The 17254-nt window shown below is 69.5% G+C and carries 14 protein-coding genes; 5 read left to right on the forward strand and 9 right to left on the reverse strand.

Translation table 11 applies throughout. The features are described 5' to 3' along the window. Positions 1-101: 101 nt before the first annotated feature. From fusA to TsocGM_RS19165, 7 genes are all read right to left on the reverse strand, one after another. Entirely contained in the window at positions 102-2219 is a 2118-nt protein-coding gene (gene fusA / locus TsocGM_RS19135; RefSeq protein ID WP_126727069.1) for an elongation factor G, read from the reverse strand. Positions 2220-2362: 143 nt separating this feature from the next. After that, on the reverse strand, positions 2363-3094 hold the full coding sequence (gene hisA / locus TsocGM_RS19140; RefSeq protein WP_391732820.1) for a 1-(5-phosphoribosyl)-5-[(5-phosphoribosylamino)methylideneamino]imidazole-4-carboxamide isomerase: 732 nt from the start codon (positions 3092-3094) through the stop codon (positions 2363-2365). A gap of 116 nt (positions 3095-3210) precedes the next feature. Continuing rightward, positions 3211-3816 (reverse strand): imidazole glycerol phosphate synthase subunit HisH, encoded by a 606-nt coding sequence (hisH, locus tag TsocGM_RS19145; protein ID WP_126727071.1) that lies wholly within the window; start codon positions 3814-3816, stop codon positions 3211-3213. Positions 3817-4140: 324 nt separating this feature from the next. Continuing rightward, positions 4141-4791 (reverse strand): coiled-coil domain-containing protein, encoded by a 651-nt coding sequence (locus TsocGM_RS19150; RefSeq protein ID WP_126727072.1) that lies wholly within the window; start codon positions 4789-4791, stop codon positions 4141-4143. 108 nt (positions 4792-4899) lie between these two features. Next, on the reverse strand, positions 4900-5286 hold the full coding sequence (locus TsocGM_RS19155) for a LapA family protein (RefSeq protein ID WP_126727073.1): 387 nt from the start codon (positions 5284-5286) through the stop codon (positions 4900-4902). A 105-nt stretch (positions 5287-5391) separates the two neighbouring features. Then, positions 5392-6342, reverse strand: coding sequence for a prepilin peptidase (locus TsocGM_RS19160; protein WP_126727074.1), 951 nt, complete (start codon positions 6340-6342; stop codon positions 5392-5394). Next, complete coding sequence (locus TsocGM_RS19165; RefSeq protein ID WP_126727075.1) at positions 6339-6935, reverse strand: shikimate kinase; 597 nt, start codon at positions 6933-6935, stop codon at positions 6339-6341. Before TsocGM_RS19165 ends, TsocGM_RS19160 begins: the two co-directional genes overlap by 4 nt. A 471-nt stretch (positions 6936-7406) precedes the next feature. Between TsocGM_RS19165 and TsocGM_RS19170 the strand changes: the two genes are divergently transcribed. After that, entirely contained in the window at positions 7407-9851 is a 2445-nt protein-coding gene (locus TsocGM_RS19170) for a putative bifunctional diguanylate cyclase/phosphodiesterase (RefSeq protein ID WP_158633635.1), read from the forward strand. Positions 9852-9882: 31 nt separating this feature from the next. Here TsocGM_RS19170 and TsocGM_RS19175 read toward each other — a convergent pair whose 3' ends face one another. Further along, a complete protein-coding gene (locus tag TsocGM_RS19175; RefSeq protein WP_126727077.1) occupies positions 9883-10989 on the reverse strand; it encodes a PfkB family carbohydrate kinase in 1107 nt (368 codons plus the stop codon). 214 nt (positions 10990-11203) lie between these two features. Here TsocGM_RS19175 and TsocGM_RS19180 point away from each other — a divergent pair, with 214 nt between their 5' ends. Next, positions 11204-12001, forward strand: coding sequence for an MBL fold metallo-hydrolase (locus TsocGM_RS19180; RefSeq protein ID WP_391732822.1), 798 nt, complete (start codon positions 11204-11206; stop codon positions 11999-12001). A gap of 31 nt (positions 12002-12032) precedes the next feature. Here the strand turns inward: TsocGM_RS19180 and TsocGM_RS19185 are convergent, their stop codons facing one another. Next, positions 12033-12377, reverse strand: coding sequence for a Rieske (2Fe-2S) protein (locus TsocGM_RS19185; protein ID WP_233579034.1), 345 nt, complete (start codon positions 12375-12377; stop codon positions 12033-12035). A 124-nt stretch (positions 12378-12501) separates the two neighbouring features. Here TsocGM_RS19185 and TsocGM_RS19190 point away from each other — a divergent pair, with 124 nt between their 5' ends. The 3 genes from TsocGM_RS19190 to TsocGM_RS19200 form a co-directional block, all read left to right on the forward strand. Further along, a complete protein-coding gene (locus tag TsocGM_RS19190; RefSeq protein WP_126727080.1) occupies positions 12502-13419 on the forward strand; it encodes a 6-bladed beta-propeller in 918 nt (305 codons plus the stop codon). A 76-nt stretch (positions 13420-13495) separates the two neighbouring features. Then, positions 13496-16633, forward strand: coding sequence for a VWA domain-containing protein (locus TsocGM_RS27690; RefSeq protein ID WP_126727081.1), 3138 nt, complete (start codon positions 13496-13498; stop codon positions 16631-16633). Between the two features lie 145 nt (positions 16634-16778). After that, the coding region (locus TsocGM_RS19200) for an AAA family ATPase (RefSeq protein WP_233579035.1) at positions 16779-17254 on the forward strand (476 nt) is incomplete at its 3' end.

Consider the following 17254-nt stretch of genomic DNA (forward strand, 5'->3'; position numbering starts at 1 on the left):
AGCCGGCGGCGTCGCGTCGGTCCGCCGCGGGCCTTGCTGGGAGGGAGGATGGCCGGGCGATCGGAGATCGCCCGGCCGAGGACGCTCCGACGGGGGGCGGATCACTCCTCCTCGACGCCCGCTCGGCTCTTCTGGTACTTCTCGACGATCTGCTGCTGGATGTGGGCCGGCACGGGCTGGTACGAGTGGAACTCCAGGGTGTAGGAGCCCTGGCCGGCGGTCATGCTCTTGAGGGTCGAGGAGTAGGAGAGCACCTCGGCGAGCGGGACGTGGGCCTTGAGCACCTGGAGGCCGCCGGGAAGGGTGTCCATGCCGGTGATGTGCCCGCGACGGGTGGAGAGGTCGGCGCTGATGTCGCCGAACTTCTCGCCGGGGACGGTGATCTCCATGGCCACCACCGGCTCGAGCAGCGCCGGTCGGGCCTTCTCGAACGCCTTGCGGAAGGCGGCGGCGGAGGCGGTCTTGAAGGCGGCCTCGGAGCTATCCACGTCGTGATACTTGCCGAAGTGGACCTCGACCTCGACGTCGACCACGCGGTTGCCGGAGATCACCCCTTTTTGCATCTGCTCCAGGCAGCCCTTCTCGACGGCGGGGATGAAGTTGTTGGGAATGACGCCCCCTTTGACCGCGTCGACGAACTTGAATCCCTCGCCGCGCGGCAAGGGACGGATGCGGAGGTGGACCTCGGCGAACTGGCCCCGGCCGCCGGTCTGCTTTTTGTGCCGGTGTTCGGCCTCGGCGGGAGCCTGGATCGTCTCCAGGTAGGGGACGTGGGGGATGTGAGTTTCGACGTCGAGCTTGTAGCGGTTCTTCAGGCGCTGGAGGATGACGTCGAGGTGCAGGTCGCTCATGCCGTTGATGATCAGCTCGTGAGTCTGCTCATCGCGGCGGTAGGTGAAGGTGGGGTCTTCCTCGGCGATCTTGGCCAGGGAGGCGGCGATCTTGGCCTCGTCCTCTCGGGCCTTGGGCTCGACGGCCCGGGGGACCATCGGCGTGGGGAAGTTGATCGGCTTGAGGACGACATGGGGGGCGGAGTGGTTGCCGCCGTTGGTGACGGTGTCGGAGATGTGCAGGTCGTCGAACTTGGCCACGGCGACGATGTCGCCGGCGATCGCCTCGGGGACCTCCTCGTTCTGCTTCCCCTGGACGACGTAGAGGTGGCCGGGCTTGTTGGTCTTGCCGGTGCGAAGGTTGATCAGCGGCGTGTCGGGGGTCAACCGGCCGGAGATGATCCTCATGAAGCTGAGCTTACCCATGAAGGGGTCGATCGATGTCTTGAACACCTGGGCGACGAGGTCGCCGTCCTCAGTCGGGTCGATCTCGACTTCCTGGGCCTCGACGCCGTCGCTTCCCCCGGCGGGGGGGTCGGAGGCGAGCCCGGGAGCGGAGGCGACGCCGAAGCGGTGGATGTCGGCCGGGCTCAGGCCGCAGCAGGAGAGCAGGTCGAGCAGCTCCTTGATGCCGATGTCGAGCCGGGAGCAGAGGCAGACGACCGGGACGATGTGGCCGCGGAGGATCCCGTCGTGGGCGGCCTTGCGCAGCTCGTCGAGGGCGATCGTCTCCCCTTCGAGGTAGCGGTTGGTCAGCTCCTCGTCCTCCTCGACGATCTGCTCGATGACCATGCGGGCGGCGGCGTCGGGGGAGAGGGGGCAGCCCTCGGGGACGTCGGCCGGCGGGTTGAGCACGTCGATGACCCCCTTGAAGTCGGGGCCGACGCCGACCGGGACGTTGAACGGCACGCACTCGGGGCCAAAGGTCTCCCGGATGGATTCGAGATCCCGGAGGTAGTCGACGTTGTCGGCGTCCATCTTCGTCAGGGCGACGAAGCGGCCTCGGCCGAGGCGGCCGGCCTCCTGGAAGAGACGACGGGTGTTGACCTCGATGCCGACGGGGGCCGAGACCGTGATCAGCACGTTCTCGACGGCCGAGAGCGCCCCCAGGGCGCTGCCGATGAAGTCGGGGTAGCCGGGGGAGTCGATCAGGTGGATTTGCTTGCCGTCCCACTCCAGGTGTATCAGGTGGCTGTCGATGGAGAAGTGGCGCCGCTTCTCCTCCTCGTCCACGTCGAGCAGGCTCGTGCCGTCGTCCACGGACCCGCGCCTCGGCGCCAGTCCAGCCGCGAAAAGCAGGGCGTCGGCGAGGCTGGTTTTGGCCGACGCCCCGTGTCCGGCCAGGGCGATGTTCCGGATGTCGCTGATGTGGTAATTGACCGTCGCCATGGCAGTCCCCCCGAAGAGGTGGGGTGGGTCGGCCCGGGATCGAGGGGAACTGACCCTGGGTCGGCCCGCCGGATTGGGAAAGGAGAGATCCGGCGGTCGCCTTCGGCCCGATGTCGGGAGATCGAGCGGGGCTCGAGGTCTCGTTAGGGGGTCTTCGGCTCCTCGCCGGCACACGTCCGGGCCTCCGAGAGCCGGAAGCGTCCGTCGTACAGGGCTCGCCCGACGATGACGCCCGCCACGGGCAGGGTCGCCAGGCGTTGGATGTCCTCCAGGGAGCCCACCCCCCCGGAGGCGATCACCGGCGTCTTGAGCCGGGAGGCGAGGGCCTCGGTGGCCTCTAGGTTGGGCCCCTCGAGCATGCCGTCCCGGGCGATGTCGGTGTAGATGACGGCGGCCAGCGGCAGGCCGTCGAACCGACCGGCCAGCTCGGTCGCCTCGACCGTCGAGACGTCGAGCCAACCCTCGGTGGCGACCCGCCCGTCCCGGGCGTCGAGCCCCAGCACCAGGCGGCCTGGGTGGCGTTCGGCCATCTGGGCGAACCAGTCCGGATCCTTCAGCGCCTGGGTCCCGACGATGACCCGGTCGAGCCCGGCGTCGAGCCAGGCCTCCAGGGTCTCCCGGGTCCGGACGCCGCCGCCGAGCTGGCAGGGAATGCCGACCCGGTCGAGGATCGCCCGGACGACCTCGACGTTCGCCGGCCGGCCGGTCTTGGCACCGTCGAGGTCGACCAGGTGGAGTCGGGTCGCCCCCTCCTGCTGCCAGTGCCCGGCCATCGCCGCGGGGTCCTCACCAAAGACCGTCTCCCGGTCGTAGTCCCCTTGTCGGAGGCGGACGCACCGCCCTCCCCTGAGATCGATCGCCGGGATCACCTGCATCGGCTTCATCAACCCTTCGGCCCGCCTTCATCCACCTTGAATCTATAGCCCGGTCGGACCCGCGTCGCAAGGACCCAGGCCGGCCCCGGGATCGTCCGATCGCCGGGCTCCGGGAGTCAGAGCGCCGCGAAGTTCCGGTACATCGCCAGGCCGACCCGCTGGCTCTTCTCCGGGTGGAACTGGCAGGCCATCAGGTTCTCCCGCCAGATCATCGCCGCGAACGGGAAGGGATAGTCCGCCTCGGCGGCGACCACCCTGGGATCGTCCGGGACGACGTGGTACGAGTGGACGAAGTAGACCGAGGGGGACGATTCCAGCCCCTCGAGCAGCGGAGCCGGCCGGACGACCCTCAGGTCGTTCCAGCCCATGTGGGGGACCTTGCGGCCGGGACCGGGCTCGAACCGGACGACCTTGCCGGGGACCAGGCCGAGCCCGCGATGGTGCCCGTCCTCGAAGCTCTCGTCGAAGAGCAGTTGCAGGCCGAGGCAAATGCCCAGGGCCGGCGACCCGGCGGCGACCGCCTCGGCGAACGCCTCGCCGAGACCGGTCCGCCGCAGCTCGGCCATGGCGTCCTCGAAGGCTCCCACGCCGGGCAGGATGACCTTGTCCGCTCTCCGGACCTCCTCCGGGTCGCTCGTCACCACCGCCGAGGCACCGACGGCCTCCAACGCCTTCTGGACGCTGCGGAGGTTCCCCATCCCGTAATCGATGATCGCGATCATCACGGCGGCCCTGCGCGGTGCGGCCGACGGTCGGCCTTCGGATCCGAGTCGGCCGAGTATACCAGGAGCCGGGGCGGTTCGTCCCCGCGCAACGCCCCGATCGGTCCCGAGCCGGGGCTCCCGGCTCGGTTCGACGGCGCCGCGCCGGTCGAGGAGCCCCGGCCGCTGATCCCACCGGCCCTCGATGGTCGGTCCCCCTGCTCGAGTGCCCCTCGGGAGGAGGAGGGGAGCTCGGAGTCGGGAGGAGGGGCAGGAGCCTCGATCGCGATCGCGCCTTGGGCGCAGCGCAGGGCTGCGGCGAGCCCGAGGGCCGAGCCCCTCGGTTCACCAGGATTGCCGGGAAGAGCCGCGAGCGATCGGCGACCACGGCGAATTGCCGGCTCCCTCGGATCGATCCGTCGTGTTGCTCGACAGCGGGCTGAGGTCGAAGTACCGGATCGGGGGGGGATCGATGTGAGGCCGGGGTGCGTTCTGGTAGGAGGACCCGCGCCGCGTTCCCGAGGGCTGGGAATCCTCGAAGGAGGGGCCGGGGGGAGGGCTCACGTCGATCAGGCCGCGATTGGGGATCTGGGTGAAGGGAGCAGGGCGGTTGGGGTCCTGCGCGGCGGGCCGGGTGGATCGGAACTCGGGGGTGGACTCGCCGGGCCCGGGACGGGCCAGGTCGTAGGAGTTGGCCGGTACCGAGCGGCCAAGCTGCGTCTGGTAGCTCTCGATCTGACGCTTCAGGTCGCTCTTGTCGATCTCGGCGAGCTGGAGGTCGTTGGCCAGGCGTCGAGACTCCTGACGAGCGACCTCCAGCTCGTCCTTGAGCTGCTGATTCTGGAACTCCAGGCGGCTGAGCTGCTCTCGCATCGAGCTCCGCCTCGGGTTGAGCGCCAGGAAGGAGCCGGTCTTGGCGCAGCCGAGGGCCGAGAGCAGCAGCAGGGCGGTCAGCGACGCCGCCAGCGGCCTCCGGCATCGAGCAAGGGGAGTCATGATCCGGCGCCCTGGGGTCGGTGGTCCGTTCGGTAGCCCAGCCCATGCGGAGGGTCCAGCCCCCTTCCCCACCGATCGAGCCCAAGGGGATCGGATCGGGAGGGCCGATCAGACGCCGCGGGCCCAGGGGGCGTCGTCGAGGCCTTCCGGCGCCTTGGCGGCGTAGTCCGTCGGGGGGAGGTCGTCGTCGAGAACGCCGGCCCCCTTCTCATCGTCGGACGGCGAGGGGCCCGCCTTGAGCCGCCGAAGGGCGAAGAACACGCCCATCGCCAGCATCGTCAGTAAGGACCCTGCGACCGCGCTGAGCAGGATGATGACCCCGGTGCTGCTGGTGAGCGTCCCCAGGCCGAACGGGAAGGCGACCTGGACCGAGGCGCTATTGATCACCACGAACCAGAGCAGCACCCCCAGCACGAAGGCCGAGGCGATCAGGTGCCGGTAGAGCCACAGGTTGCGGATCAGAGACGGTTTGCGTCGCCGGTAGGGAGAGGACATGCCCGCTCGCTCCTTTCCTGCGGGAATCGAAGGGACGTTTGCCGGGCTTCGGAGGCGCTTCGCCACGGTCCCGGTTCCCCGGCAGGGGATCGCGGCTCCCGCCGATCAGCCCGGCCCCCCGACCACCTGGCCGAGCGCCGAGCCGAGGAGGAACCGCATGACCTCGCTGTAGGTCCGGAACAGCTCGCCGAGCGGTCCCGGCCAGAGCCATCGCCATCCGAACATGAGGATCAGGGCCGCCAGGCTCAGGTACGGGCCGAAGGGGATCGCCGACGACCGGGAAGCCCGGCCGGCGAGGCGGTCCCCCAGGATCGCGGCCAGCCGGATCGCGCCGTGAACCAGCCCAATGATCGCCCCGAGGAACAGGGTCAGCGGCGCGACCTGCCAGCCGAGGAAACCGCCGATCATCGCCACCAGGGTCACGTCTCCCAGGCCCATTCCCTCCTTCCGGAAGAGGACCCAGCCGAGCAGTCGAACGGCGTAGATCACCCCCCCGCCGACCACCAGGCCGAGCACGCCGACCCCGAGCCCTCCGGCGATCGTCCGGGCCGAGGCCGGCTCCAGGCGGATCTCCGGCACCAGGGCCCCGACGATCAGGGCGATGGCCATGCCGGTCACGGTGACCGAATCCGGGATGATCTGGTAGTCGTAGTCGATGAACGTGGCCACCACGAGCAGGGTGACCAGGGTGGCGTGGTAGGCGGCCCGGGAGAGGGCCAGGAGAAACTCGGAGCCGTACATTAGGTTCGGCTCGGCCATCACGTCGACGGCGTACACCGCCACGAACAGCAGGCCGACGAGCAGCTCGATCGCCGCGTATCGCCCCGAGAAGCCCAGGCCGCACGACCGGCATCGCCCCCGAAGGGCGAGGTAGCCGAGAATCGGGACGTTGTCCGAAGGTCGGATGAAGGCCAGGCAGTTCGGGCAGCAGGACGGGGGCCAGACGACGCTCTTCTCCCAGGGCAGGCGATAGATGCAGACGTTCGCGAAGCTGCCGACCAGCGCGCCGAAGACGAACGTCAGGGGCAGCAGGATCGCGTGGAGGGTCCAGATCACGGCATTCGTCCCCGGGAATCGGGGGCAGGGAAGCGGTCCCCGCCCCGCATCGCTCGATCGAGCCGGTCGAGCAGGTCCTCGGCCACCTGCTCGGGAGATCGGCCGTCGGTCTCGACGACCGCCGAGGCGACCCGGCGGTAGAGGGGCTCCCGCCGTTCCAGGACCGAGGCGACCTCGTCGAGCAGGCCGGCTGAGGTCAGGGCCGGGCGCCCATCGGGATCGGCCCGGAGGCGGTCGGCGATCGTCTCCGGGCGGGCGGCGAGCCAGGCGACGAATCCGAATCGGCCGAGGGCATCCCGGTTCTCCTGCCGGAGCACGACGCCTCCCCCCGTGGCCAGGACCATCGGCGACCGGCCGTCGGCCAGCTCGGCGAGGATCCGCTGCTCCAGGTCTCGGAAGGCGTTCTCTCCCTGCTCGGCGAAGATGGCGGCGATCGGCTTGCCGGCCCGGCGCTCGAGCGCGCGATCCGCGTCCTCGAAGGGCCAGCCCAGCCGGTCGGCCACGATCCGGCCGACGGTCGACTTGCCCGTCGCTCGGTAGCCCACTAGGGCGATCCCCCGGGACCCGCCCCCTGGGCCGCTCTCCCGCGCCATGGTCCTCCCCCTCCTGCCTCGGAAACTCGGTCGCAGCGTCCAGTCTACCTCGCCGGCCGATCCGACGCGATCGAGGTCGCGAGGAGATCGGTCCGAGAGCGGCGCGGGCGGCTCCCCTCCCGGGCGCCCGGATCGCTCCCGGACGGTGGCGAGAATTCCCGACGAGGGCCTTCACCCTTTCGACCCCGGGAAGATGAGCTAAGGAATCAGTAGGAGGAGGCATGGTCACACGGGAGTTGAGTCGACTCGTTGCGTCTGAGGCCCCCCTCGGGGCTTCCCCGAACCGGCCTCCCGCCGCTTCGCGGGGCGGTCTCGGGAGTTCTGGAGCGCGGCATGGGAGAAAACGACCCGGGCCCTGGGGAGCGTCACGCTGATTCCTCGAGATCACCGGCCGCGGTGGAGGGGAATGCCCCCGCCTCCCGATCGCGATCAGGCCACCGGTTCGATCACCTGGGGGTTCCGGGGCGGTGCATGTTGCGAATCCTCGAGCGACCCCCGATCGTCCAGGGGGTGATCGCGGGGGGGCTCCTGCTGGTCGCTTCCCTCTGCGGGTCATGGACTTGCTACACGACCGCCTACCGGGCCTTCCGGGTTACCGTCGACGAGGATCTCCTGACGATCGCCCGCATCGCCTCGCTTCGGATCGACCCGGAGGAGCACGCCCGGCTCACCCGACCGGAGCAGCAGAACGGGCCGGAGTATCTGAGGGTTGTCGCGCCGCTTCGGGAGATTGCCGCGATCCGGGACGACCTGCAGTACATTTACACGCTGCGTCCCTCACCAGAGGGGCTCCGATTCGTCGTTGACACCGGTTTCCCGGAGGACGCCGACGGGGACCGCCGGATCGACCAGGCCGGGCTTGGCCAGCTCTACGACAATCCTCCGGCGGGACTAATCGCCACGGTGCGGGATGGGCTGACGCACATCTCGGATGACCTGTACACCGACTCCTGGGGCACGTTCTTCTCCGCCTGGGTTCCCATCCGCCACCTCGACGGTCGGCTCGAATGCGTGCTCGCGGTCGACCTGAGCGGCCGCTCCTACATCGAACGCCTGAACCAGATCCGCAAGTCGCTGTTGCTCGGCTGTGTTGCTTCCCTGGCGGTCAGCCTCATCGCGGGAACCTGTGTGACGATTTACCAGCGGACCAAGCGGGACTATATCACCCGGCTTGCCCAAAGCGAACAACGCTATGCCCTGGCGGTCGAGGGATCGAGAGACGGGCTCTGGGACTGGGACATGCGGACGCATGCCTTTTACGGCTCGGAACATCTCCGGAGGATGCTCGGGATCCGACCGCCGGAGCTTGAGCGGATCGGCTGGATCGAGGAGTTCTCCCGGCGCCTGCACCCGGAGGACCGGACCCGCGTCCGCCGAGCGATCTCCGAACACCTGAGGTCGCGCGCTCCGTTCGACGTCGAGTGCCGCCTCCGGGCGGCCGACGGGCAGTACCACTGGTACCAGGCCCGGGGCCAGGCGGTCTGGGACGAGAGGGGCAGGCCGATCCGATTCGTCGGCTCGATTGGAGACGTGACCGAGCGGGTCCGTTTGCGCCGGCAGCTGCGCCGGGCCGCTCGGCTCGACCGGCTCACCCGGCTGCCGAATCGCTCGGCGCTGCTGAACCGCCTGCGCCGGCTGATCCGGGATCGCCGGGAGCGGCCCGGCCCGCTGTTCGCCTTGCTGTTCCTGGATTTCGACCGCTTCAAGATCGTCAACGACAGCCTCGGTCACGAGGCAGGCGACGCGATGCTCGTGGAGGTCGCCTCTCGGCTTCGGAAGAACCTCAGGAGGGGGGACCAGATCATCCCCTTCGCTCGGGGGACCGCCGCCCGGATCGGCGGCGACGAGTTCGTCGTGCTCCTCGACGGTCTGAGGACCCCTCAAGACGCCGTCACGCTTGCCCGCCGCCTGCTCGAAGATCTCTCCGAGCCGTACGAGCTGAATCCCTATCACGTCAGCTCCTCGGCGAGCATCGGCATCGCCATCGGCCACGACTCCTACGAGCGGGCGGAGGACCTGTTGCGCGACGCCGACACCGCGATGTACGAGGCGAAGACCTTCAGCCGGGGGAGCCTGGTCGTCTTCGACGAGTCGATGAGGCGCCGGATCCGCCGGCGGATGCAGGTCGAGCAGGGGCTCCGCGACGCGATCCGGGATGATAACCTCTTCCTCCTCTTTCAGCCGATCGTCTGCCTCCGGACGGGGAGGGTCGTCAGCGTCGAGGCCTTGGTCCGGTGGGAGCATCCGGAGCTTGGCCGGATGATGCCGGAGGAGTTCATCCCGATCGCGGAGGAGTGCGGCCTGATCGTCCCGCTGGGAGAGCGGGTTCTGGAACAGGGTTTCCAGTGCCTGGCGCGCTGGTCGGCGGGGGACGATTCGCCGACCTCGGGAATCAGCCTCAACCTGGCCCGGAATCACTTGATGATGCCCGACCTTCCCCGCCTCCTGGAGGCCGAGGCCCATCGGGCGGGCATCTCCCCGTCCGACGTGCACCTGGAGATCACCGAAGGGGCGGTGATGCCGGACGTCGCCGCCGCCCGGGAGCGGCTCGGGCAGCTCCGCAAGGTCGGCTTCCGGCTGGCGATCGACGATTTCGGCACCGGCTACTCGTCGCTGGCCTGCCTGCACCAGTTCCCCTTCGATCTCCTGAAGATCGACCGCTTGTTCCTGGAGGGCTTAGGCTTCTCTCCCGATCGCGTCGCCATCGTTCGGGCGATCACCACCCTGGCCGACATCCTGGGGTTCCGGGTGGTGGCCGAGGGGATCGAAACCCCCGACCAGCTCGCTCTGCTCCGGGAGCTGGGCTGTGACTACGGTCAGGGGTATTACTTCTCCCGACCGGTCCCGATCGACGAGATCCCCGCCTTCCTCCCCCTCCCTTCCCCCTCGGACGTGGGCGTCGATCTCCGGTGCTGAGCCCGGGGGGAGGGTGGTCCTCCGGCCCGGCTCAGGGGATCTCCCCGGCCCGAAGCGCCTCCTCGACCTCGGCTTTTGCCGGGAAGCCGAATCGATCCCGATCGAGGACCAGGGCCGCCGCGGCCGAGGCCCGCCGGCAGGAGGCTCGGATCACCTCGGCGTCCACCGGGCCCGGCGTCCAACCCGCATCCAGCAGCGCGGTGATCAGGGCGCTGGCGAAGCACTCGCCGGCCCGGTTGGTGTCCCGAGGAGGGCGCCGCCGGGGAAAGGCGGGCTCGGATAGTTCCCGGGAGACCCCGCCCGGGTCCCGGAAGCGGACGACCCCTCCGGCCGGCCCGTCGGTGATCGAGACGATGGGGATGCGATCGGCGACGGCCTCGCGGTCGGGGAGCGCCTCCCACTCGCGACGGTTGCAGCAGAGCAGGTCGATCCGGGGGGCGAGCCGGAGGACCGGGCACGCGGGATCGGTCATGTTCCGCAGGGTCGGGGCGAACATGCGGACCCGGGAGCGGACGCCGTCGAAGGCCGAGGCGGCGTGCCGATTCGTCAGCGACGCCGCGACCAGGAGGTCGACCGGCTCGGCCTCCGGCAACGCCTCCCCCGGCCTGGGCAGCCCGGACCGGAAACCGACCGGAAGCTTGTCTCCGTGGGGGCCGCTGGTGAGCAGCAGGGTCCAGTCCGTCCGCTCCCGGGGCCGATCGAGGCAGCGGCACGGGATCCCCTGCGCTCGGAGCAACTCGGCGATCCTCCTCGACATCGGGTCATCCGGCGGGCCCAGGGGGGTGACGAGGGCCCCTCCCAGCGCCGAGGCGAAGCCCGCCCCCATGCCGCCGAGGTCGTCCAGCCAGGTTTCCCCGAGAACTCGGTGCCGCCAGGGGCCGGCGCCGGGGGAGAGCGGCCGGTCGAGGTGGATGGTCGTCCCCGGAGCCATCGGCCAATCGTCGGGGGGCTCGACCTCGATCGTGCCCCCCTCGGGGTCGATCAGCCGGAGGGCCGACTCCCCCGGTGCGACCTCCTCGCCGGTGACGCCGACGCTCAGGTCGAGCGGGCCTCCCAGACCGTCGGGGAGCAGGGGGCGATCGACCCGGAGGACTCGGTCGAGGTAGGCCGGGCCGAAGACAAGAACGCGGCGGGACATCGGGGAAGCACCCGGGCGGCGGGGAGCTCCCCCGGGGGCGAACCGATCGCCAGCCCGGGGCCTCCCTTGCTACAGTGGTTCGATGCGCAACCAAGGTACCCACGAACGACCCCGACCGAAACGGAAGGACGCCGACGTGTTCGCAGGCGAGCTGCCGGAGGAGCTGGAATACCCCGTCGACAATGCGCCGGTGCGCTCCTTCTCGCACAAGGGGATGACCATCGAGGGCTATTCTCGGGCCGCCGTGCAGACCTACTGGCGGGTGCCGGAGCTGAAGCTGGGGTTCGACCTCGGGTTGCAGCCCTGGAGCTTCATGAGCACACCGAACTGGTTCGTCTCCCACGCCCACCTGGACCACATCGCCGCGCTGCCCGTCTACGTCGCCCGAAGACGCCTGATGCGGATGGAGCCGCCGACGATCTACCTGCCGGCCGAGGCCGTCGACCCGGTCCACGCCCTGATGCGCGCCTATCAGCGGCTCGACCGGGGCAAGCAGGCCGCCAACCTCGTCGGCCTGGAGCCGGGGCAGGAGGTCGAGCTCTCCCGAGAGCTGATCGTCTCGGTCCTGGAGACGAGGCACACCATCCCCTCGCTCGGCTTCCTCGTCTGGGAGCGGCGCAAGAAGCTCCTGCCGCAGTACCACGACCTCTCCGGCCCCGAGATCCGGGACCTTCGGCTCTCCGGCGTCGAGGTCACCAAGGAGATCCGGCTCGGTCGCCTCGCCTACCTCGGAGACACCAACCCCGCCGGCCTGGACGGCAACCCGGAGGCCTATAACGCCGAGATCCTCATCCTGGAGATGACCTTCGTCGCCCGGAACGAGCGGCCCGACCAGATCCACAAATTCGGCCACATGCACCTGGACGACTTCGTCTCCCGGGCCGACCGCTTCAAGAACGACTGGATCATCGCCTCTCACTTCAGCACCCGGCTCCACCCGGAGACGATCCAGAAGATCGTCTCCCGGGCGCTTCCCGAGGGGTTGCGGGATCGGGTGAAGGTCTGGCTCTAATTCGAGAATTCGAGGGGGGCCGGCCGGCCGGTCACTTGGCCCGCGGGCCCCGCCCCCCTGGCGGCTCCTCGACCCAGACCCAGACCCAGCCCCCCCGCTCCTCGCTCGAGAAGGCGGGGATGTCCTCCCCTCCCTGGGACTCGCACCGGCCGTCCTCCAGCCGAAACCGCCACCGGTGGAGCGGGCAGACGACAGCCCCCTCCTCGACCCAGCCTCGGGCCAGCGAGGCCCCCGCGTGCGGGCAGCGGTCGAGCACGGCGAAGAACCTCCCGCCGTCGTTGAAGACGGCGACCTCCCGGCCCGAGACACGGACCAGCCTCCCGGTCCCCTCGGGGATCGCGTCGGATCGGCAGACGGGCTGGGGATTCCTCGGCAAGCTACCCACGAGTTCGTCCGAAAAACGGGTACGACGAATGACTTCGGAATTGCCGGGCGGGAATCCGCTTCGGTATTCTAACGAATCGGATGGTTGTCGGAGCCGTCGGTGGGGTGAGGGCGCCATGCCGTCGAGACGCCGATTCCTGGGGGGCCTGCTGGCCTCGGCGCTGGCGGCCGGGTGCGGATCGGGGTTCGGCTCCCGGCCGGAGCTGGTCTGGGGGATCCACGGCACCAAGCCCGGCTGGCTGCACAAGCCCCGGGTGGCCGCCTTCGACGCCGAGGATCAGCTCTACATCGCGGATCTGACCGACCGCATCCAGGTCTTCGACCGGGACGGCCACTTCCTCCGCCACTGGCGGACGCCCGACCTGAACGTCGACGGGCCGAGCGGGCTGACGGTCGACCGGTTCGGCCGGGTGCTGGTGGCCGACACGCATTTCTACCGACTGTTGATCTACGACCGCTTCGGGGACCTGCTCTTCCAGGTCGGCGACGGGATCCAGGGCTCGACCCCCGGGCGGTTCGACTACCCGACCGACGTGCTGATCGACAGCCAGGGATGCTTCTACGTCAGCGAGTACGGCGAGAACGACCGCATCCAGGTCTTCTCTCCCGAGGGGGAGTGGCTCCGCCAGTGGGGGGGCCACGGCCACGCTCCCGGGCAGTTCCTCCGGCCGGCCTCGCTGGAGATCGACGACCAGGACCGCATCTACGTGGCCGACGCCTGCAACCACCGGATCCAGATCTTCGACACCCAGGGGGAGCTAATCGACCTTTGGGGCTCTCGGGGCACCGAGCCGGGGAAGATCGGCTACGCCTACGACGTGTCGATGGGCCCGGACGGACATCTCTACGTTTGCGAATATGCGAACTGCCGCGTCCAGAAGTTCACCGTCGACGGCGAATCTCTCGGCACCTGGGGTCGGGCTGGCCGGGGACCGGGGGAGCTGAACAACCCCTGGGCCCTGGCGGTCGACAGCACCGGGGCCGTTTCGGTGATCGACTCGAACAACCACCGGGTCCAGCGGTTCCGGATGTGATCCGTGCCCCCCTCGGGGACGGAGGCGGCCCGAGGCCCGACGTCGGGCCGGGGCCCGATCCTGGAGCGATCATCCCATGCTCGAGAGCCTCGGGAACCTCCGGCTGACCTTCCTGCAGCCCTGGTGGCTGCTGCTGATCCCGGTCCTGCTGCCTCCGCTGGTTTTGCTGAGCCTCCGCAGCCTCTCGGGGCTGGGGAATGTGCGGCGGGCGCTGGCGATCCTGCTGCGATCGGCCGTGGTGTCTCTGATCGCGCTGGCGCTGGCCGATCCGCAGTTGGTCCGCCGGAACGAGTCGCTCACGACGATCTTCCTCCTGGACGCCTCGCGGTCGATCCCCGGCGACCTCCAGGCGCCGATGCTCGGGTTCATCAACCGCGCGATCCTCCAGCACCAGCGGCCCGGCGACCGCGCCGGGGTGATCGTCTTCGGCAAGGAGGCGAAGGTCGAGAGCCCGCCGGCCCCCTACACCGAGACGCTCACCGGCGTCGAGAGCACCATCGACGCCGAGTACACCGACCTCTCCTCGGCGATCAAGCTCGCCCTGGCCAGCTTCCCCGACGACACCGCCCGCCGCATCGTCGTGCTCTCCGACGGCAACGAGAACCGAGGAGACGCCTACGAGCAGGCCCTGGCCGCCGCCGGGCTCGGCGTGCAGATCGACGTGCTCCCGGTCGACTACAACTACGACCGCGAGGTGCTCGTCGAGAAGATCGCCCTGCCCCCCGACGTGAAGAAGGGGGAGACGGTCAACATCAACGTCGTCGTCCGAGCCGCCGCCCCGGCGACCGGCCGCCTGGAGATCTTCCAGAAGGCGGACAACTCCACGATCCCGATCGACACCCTGGAGGGGGTCGAGCTCCAGCGCGGTGTCAACGTCTTCCGCATCAAGCAAGAGATCTCGGACCCGAACTTCTACACCTACTCCGCCCAGTTCATCCCCGAGGAGGAGCTGCGCCGCGGCCTCCGCGCCGACCGCGCCATGAACAACATGGCCGAGGGGTTCACCCAGTACCGGGGCGAGGCCAACGTCCTGCTCATCGAAGGGACGGCGGGCGAGCATGAGGAGCTGGTCGACGCCCTCCGCTCCAAGGAGCTGAACGTTACCACCCTGGCCGCCGGCGACGTGACCGGAGACGGCCTGGTCGGCGGCGACCCGCTCCCTACCGACCTGGCCGAGCTGCAAAAGTACGACGCGATCATCCTCGCCAACGTCCCCAAGGACGCCTTCACCGACGGCCAGCAGGATCTCATCGCCACGGCGGTCCACGACCAGGGGATCGGCCTGCTCATGATCGGCGGCGACCGAGGCTTCGGCGCCGGCGGCTGGATGAACACGCCGATCGAGAAGGCCCTGCCGGTCGACATGCAGATCCCCGCCCTGAAGGTCAAGGGGAAGGCGGCGATGGTCATGATCATGCACGCCAGCGAGATCCCCGAGGGGAACTACTGGCAGGCCGTCGTCGCTCAGGAGGCGCTGAAGACCCTCTCCAGCTACGACTACGCCGGCCTGCTCCACTGGCAGGGGCAGGAGTCCTGGCTCTTCACGCTCCGGGAGATCGGCTCGTCCAAGCCCGCCATGCTCCGGGCGATCGACCGCATGACCCCCGGCGACATGCCGGACATGAACCCGTCTCTGGTGATGGCCGGCCGCGCCCTGCAGCAGAAACGGGACGCCATGTCCCGGCACATCATCATCATCTCCGACGGCGATCCCACCGCTCCCACTCCCCAGGTCATCAACCAGCTCAAGGCGGCCAAGGTTACCGTGACCACCGTGCTCACGGCCGCCCACGGCAACGACATCCGGGCGCTGCAGGTCATGCAGCAACTCGCCCAGCAGACCAAGGGGCGGTTCTACAACGTGACCAACCCCCGGGCGCTTCCTCGCATCTACCAGAAGGAGGCCCGGCTCATCTCCCGTCCCCTCATCTTCGAGGGGCCTCCGCCGGCGTGGAACCCGGTGCTGGCCTACCAGAGTGAGCCGCTGCTGGGCCTGCCCCAGGATCTGCCTCCGATCAGCGGCCTGGTCCTTTCCAGCATCAAGGAAAACGAGCTGGTCGAGGTGCCGATCACCTCGCCGAACCCCACCGGGCAGGTCAACCCGGTGCTCGCCCACTGGAGCTACGGGCTCGGCCGATCCGTCGCCTTCACCTCCGACGCCGGCCGCAAGTGGACCGCCAACTGGCGGAACTGGGACAGCTACGCCGCCTTCTGGTCCCAGGTCGTCCGCTGGGCCTTGCGGCCGGTCGACCGCGGCAACCTGAACGTCTCGCTCCGCCGCGAGGAGGGTCGGATCAAGGTGGTCGTCGACGCCGTCGACGCCGAGAACCAGTTCCTCAACTTCCTCCAGTTCCAAGGGATCGTCAACCGCCCCGACCGCCAGCCCGACGCGCCGGCCGATCGCGTGGAACTGGTCCAGGTCGCTCCCGGCAAGTATGAGGGGACGATCGAGAACGCCGAGGCCCGAGGCAACTACTTCGTGACCCTCGGCTACCGAGGACCCGACGGCGAGCAGGGGGTTCTCACCACCGGACTGTCCGTCCCCTATTCCGACGAGTACCGCGACCTCCGCTCCAACCCCGTCCTGCTCGAGAGCCTGGCCGACGCCACCGGCGGAGCGATCTTCTCCTGGGAAACCGGCCCCGACGGTCGGCTCAACGGCGAGCAGACCGCCATGAAGGCCGATGTCTTCCGGCGCGATCGCGGCGTCGAGCCCCCCAAGAGCTATCGGCCGATCTGGCATTGGCTGCTCTGGTGCGCCGCCCTGATCTTCGTCGGCGACGTCGGCGTCCGCCGCATCGCCCCCGACTTCGATCGCCTGCGACGCAACCTCTCCGACGCGATGCGGAAGCTCCGGGGCAAGGAGGTCGCCCCGCGCGAGGAGTACATCGAGAAGCTCAAGAGCCGCAAGCTCGAGGTCGGCCAGCAGATCGACCGCACCCGGGCGGCCACCCGGTTCGAGGCTCCGGCCGTCCCTCCCCCCTCCGGAGGCCCCAGCCCGACGAGCGCCCCCACCTCCGGTCCCGCTCGGCCCGCCGATCGCCCCCGGCCCTCGGCCGACGCCAGTCGGGGGCCCGGCCTCGGCCCCGATCAGCCGAAGGCCCCGGGAGGAGGCGAGGCGGAGTCGTACACCAACCGCTTGCTCAAGGCCAAGAAGAAGGTCTGGGAGGAACGCGAGCCGGACAAGGAGAAGGGCAAGGGAGGAACGCCCTGATGGCCCTCCTCTCGCTCGCCGACGCTGCCGGCGGCCGCCTCGATCCCCGGTGCCCTCCTCCCCGCTCCAGCACGCCCGGCTTGATCCCGGACCATCGCGCCCTCGGATTCACGGACACTCCCCCGCACGCAATCGGGACCGCACCATGAGCGACTTCTCCGCGAACGATACGATGGAAGCCCGGGCCGAGGAGTTCCGCTCGGCGTACAAGCGCGTGAAGGACGAGATCGGCAAGGTGATCGTCGGCCACGACGAGATCGTGCACGGTGTGCTCACCTGCCTGTTCGTCGGCGGCCACGCCCTGCTCGAGGGCGTGCCCGGCCTGGGCAAGACGCTGCTGGTGCGGACCCTGGCCGACGCCGTCTCGCTCGACTTCAACCGAATCCAGTTCACCCCCGATCTCATGCCGGCCGACATCATCGGCACGAACGTCGTGATGGAGACTCCCGACGGCCGCCGGGTCTTCGAATTCCAGCGCGGGCCGCTCTTCTCTCACAGCGAGTCTAGAAAGGGTGACCTAGCCTTCTGGCATGGACACCACCAAGCGCTACCCGACCGACCTGACCAACGCCGAGTGGGCCCAGGTCGCCCGCGTCATCCCGGCCCCGAAGAAGGGTGGCC

The organism is Tautonia sociabilis, from assembly GCF_003977685.1.
GTDB lineage: Bacteria > Planctomycetota > Planctomycetia > Isosphaerales > Isosphaeraceae > Tautonia > Tautonia sociabilis.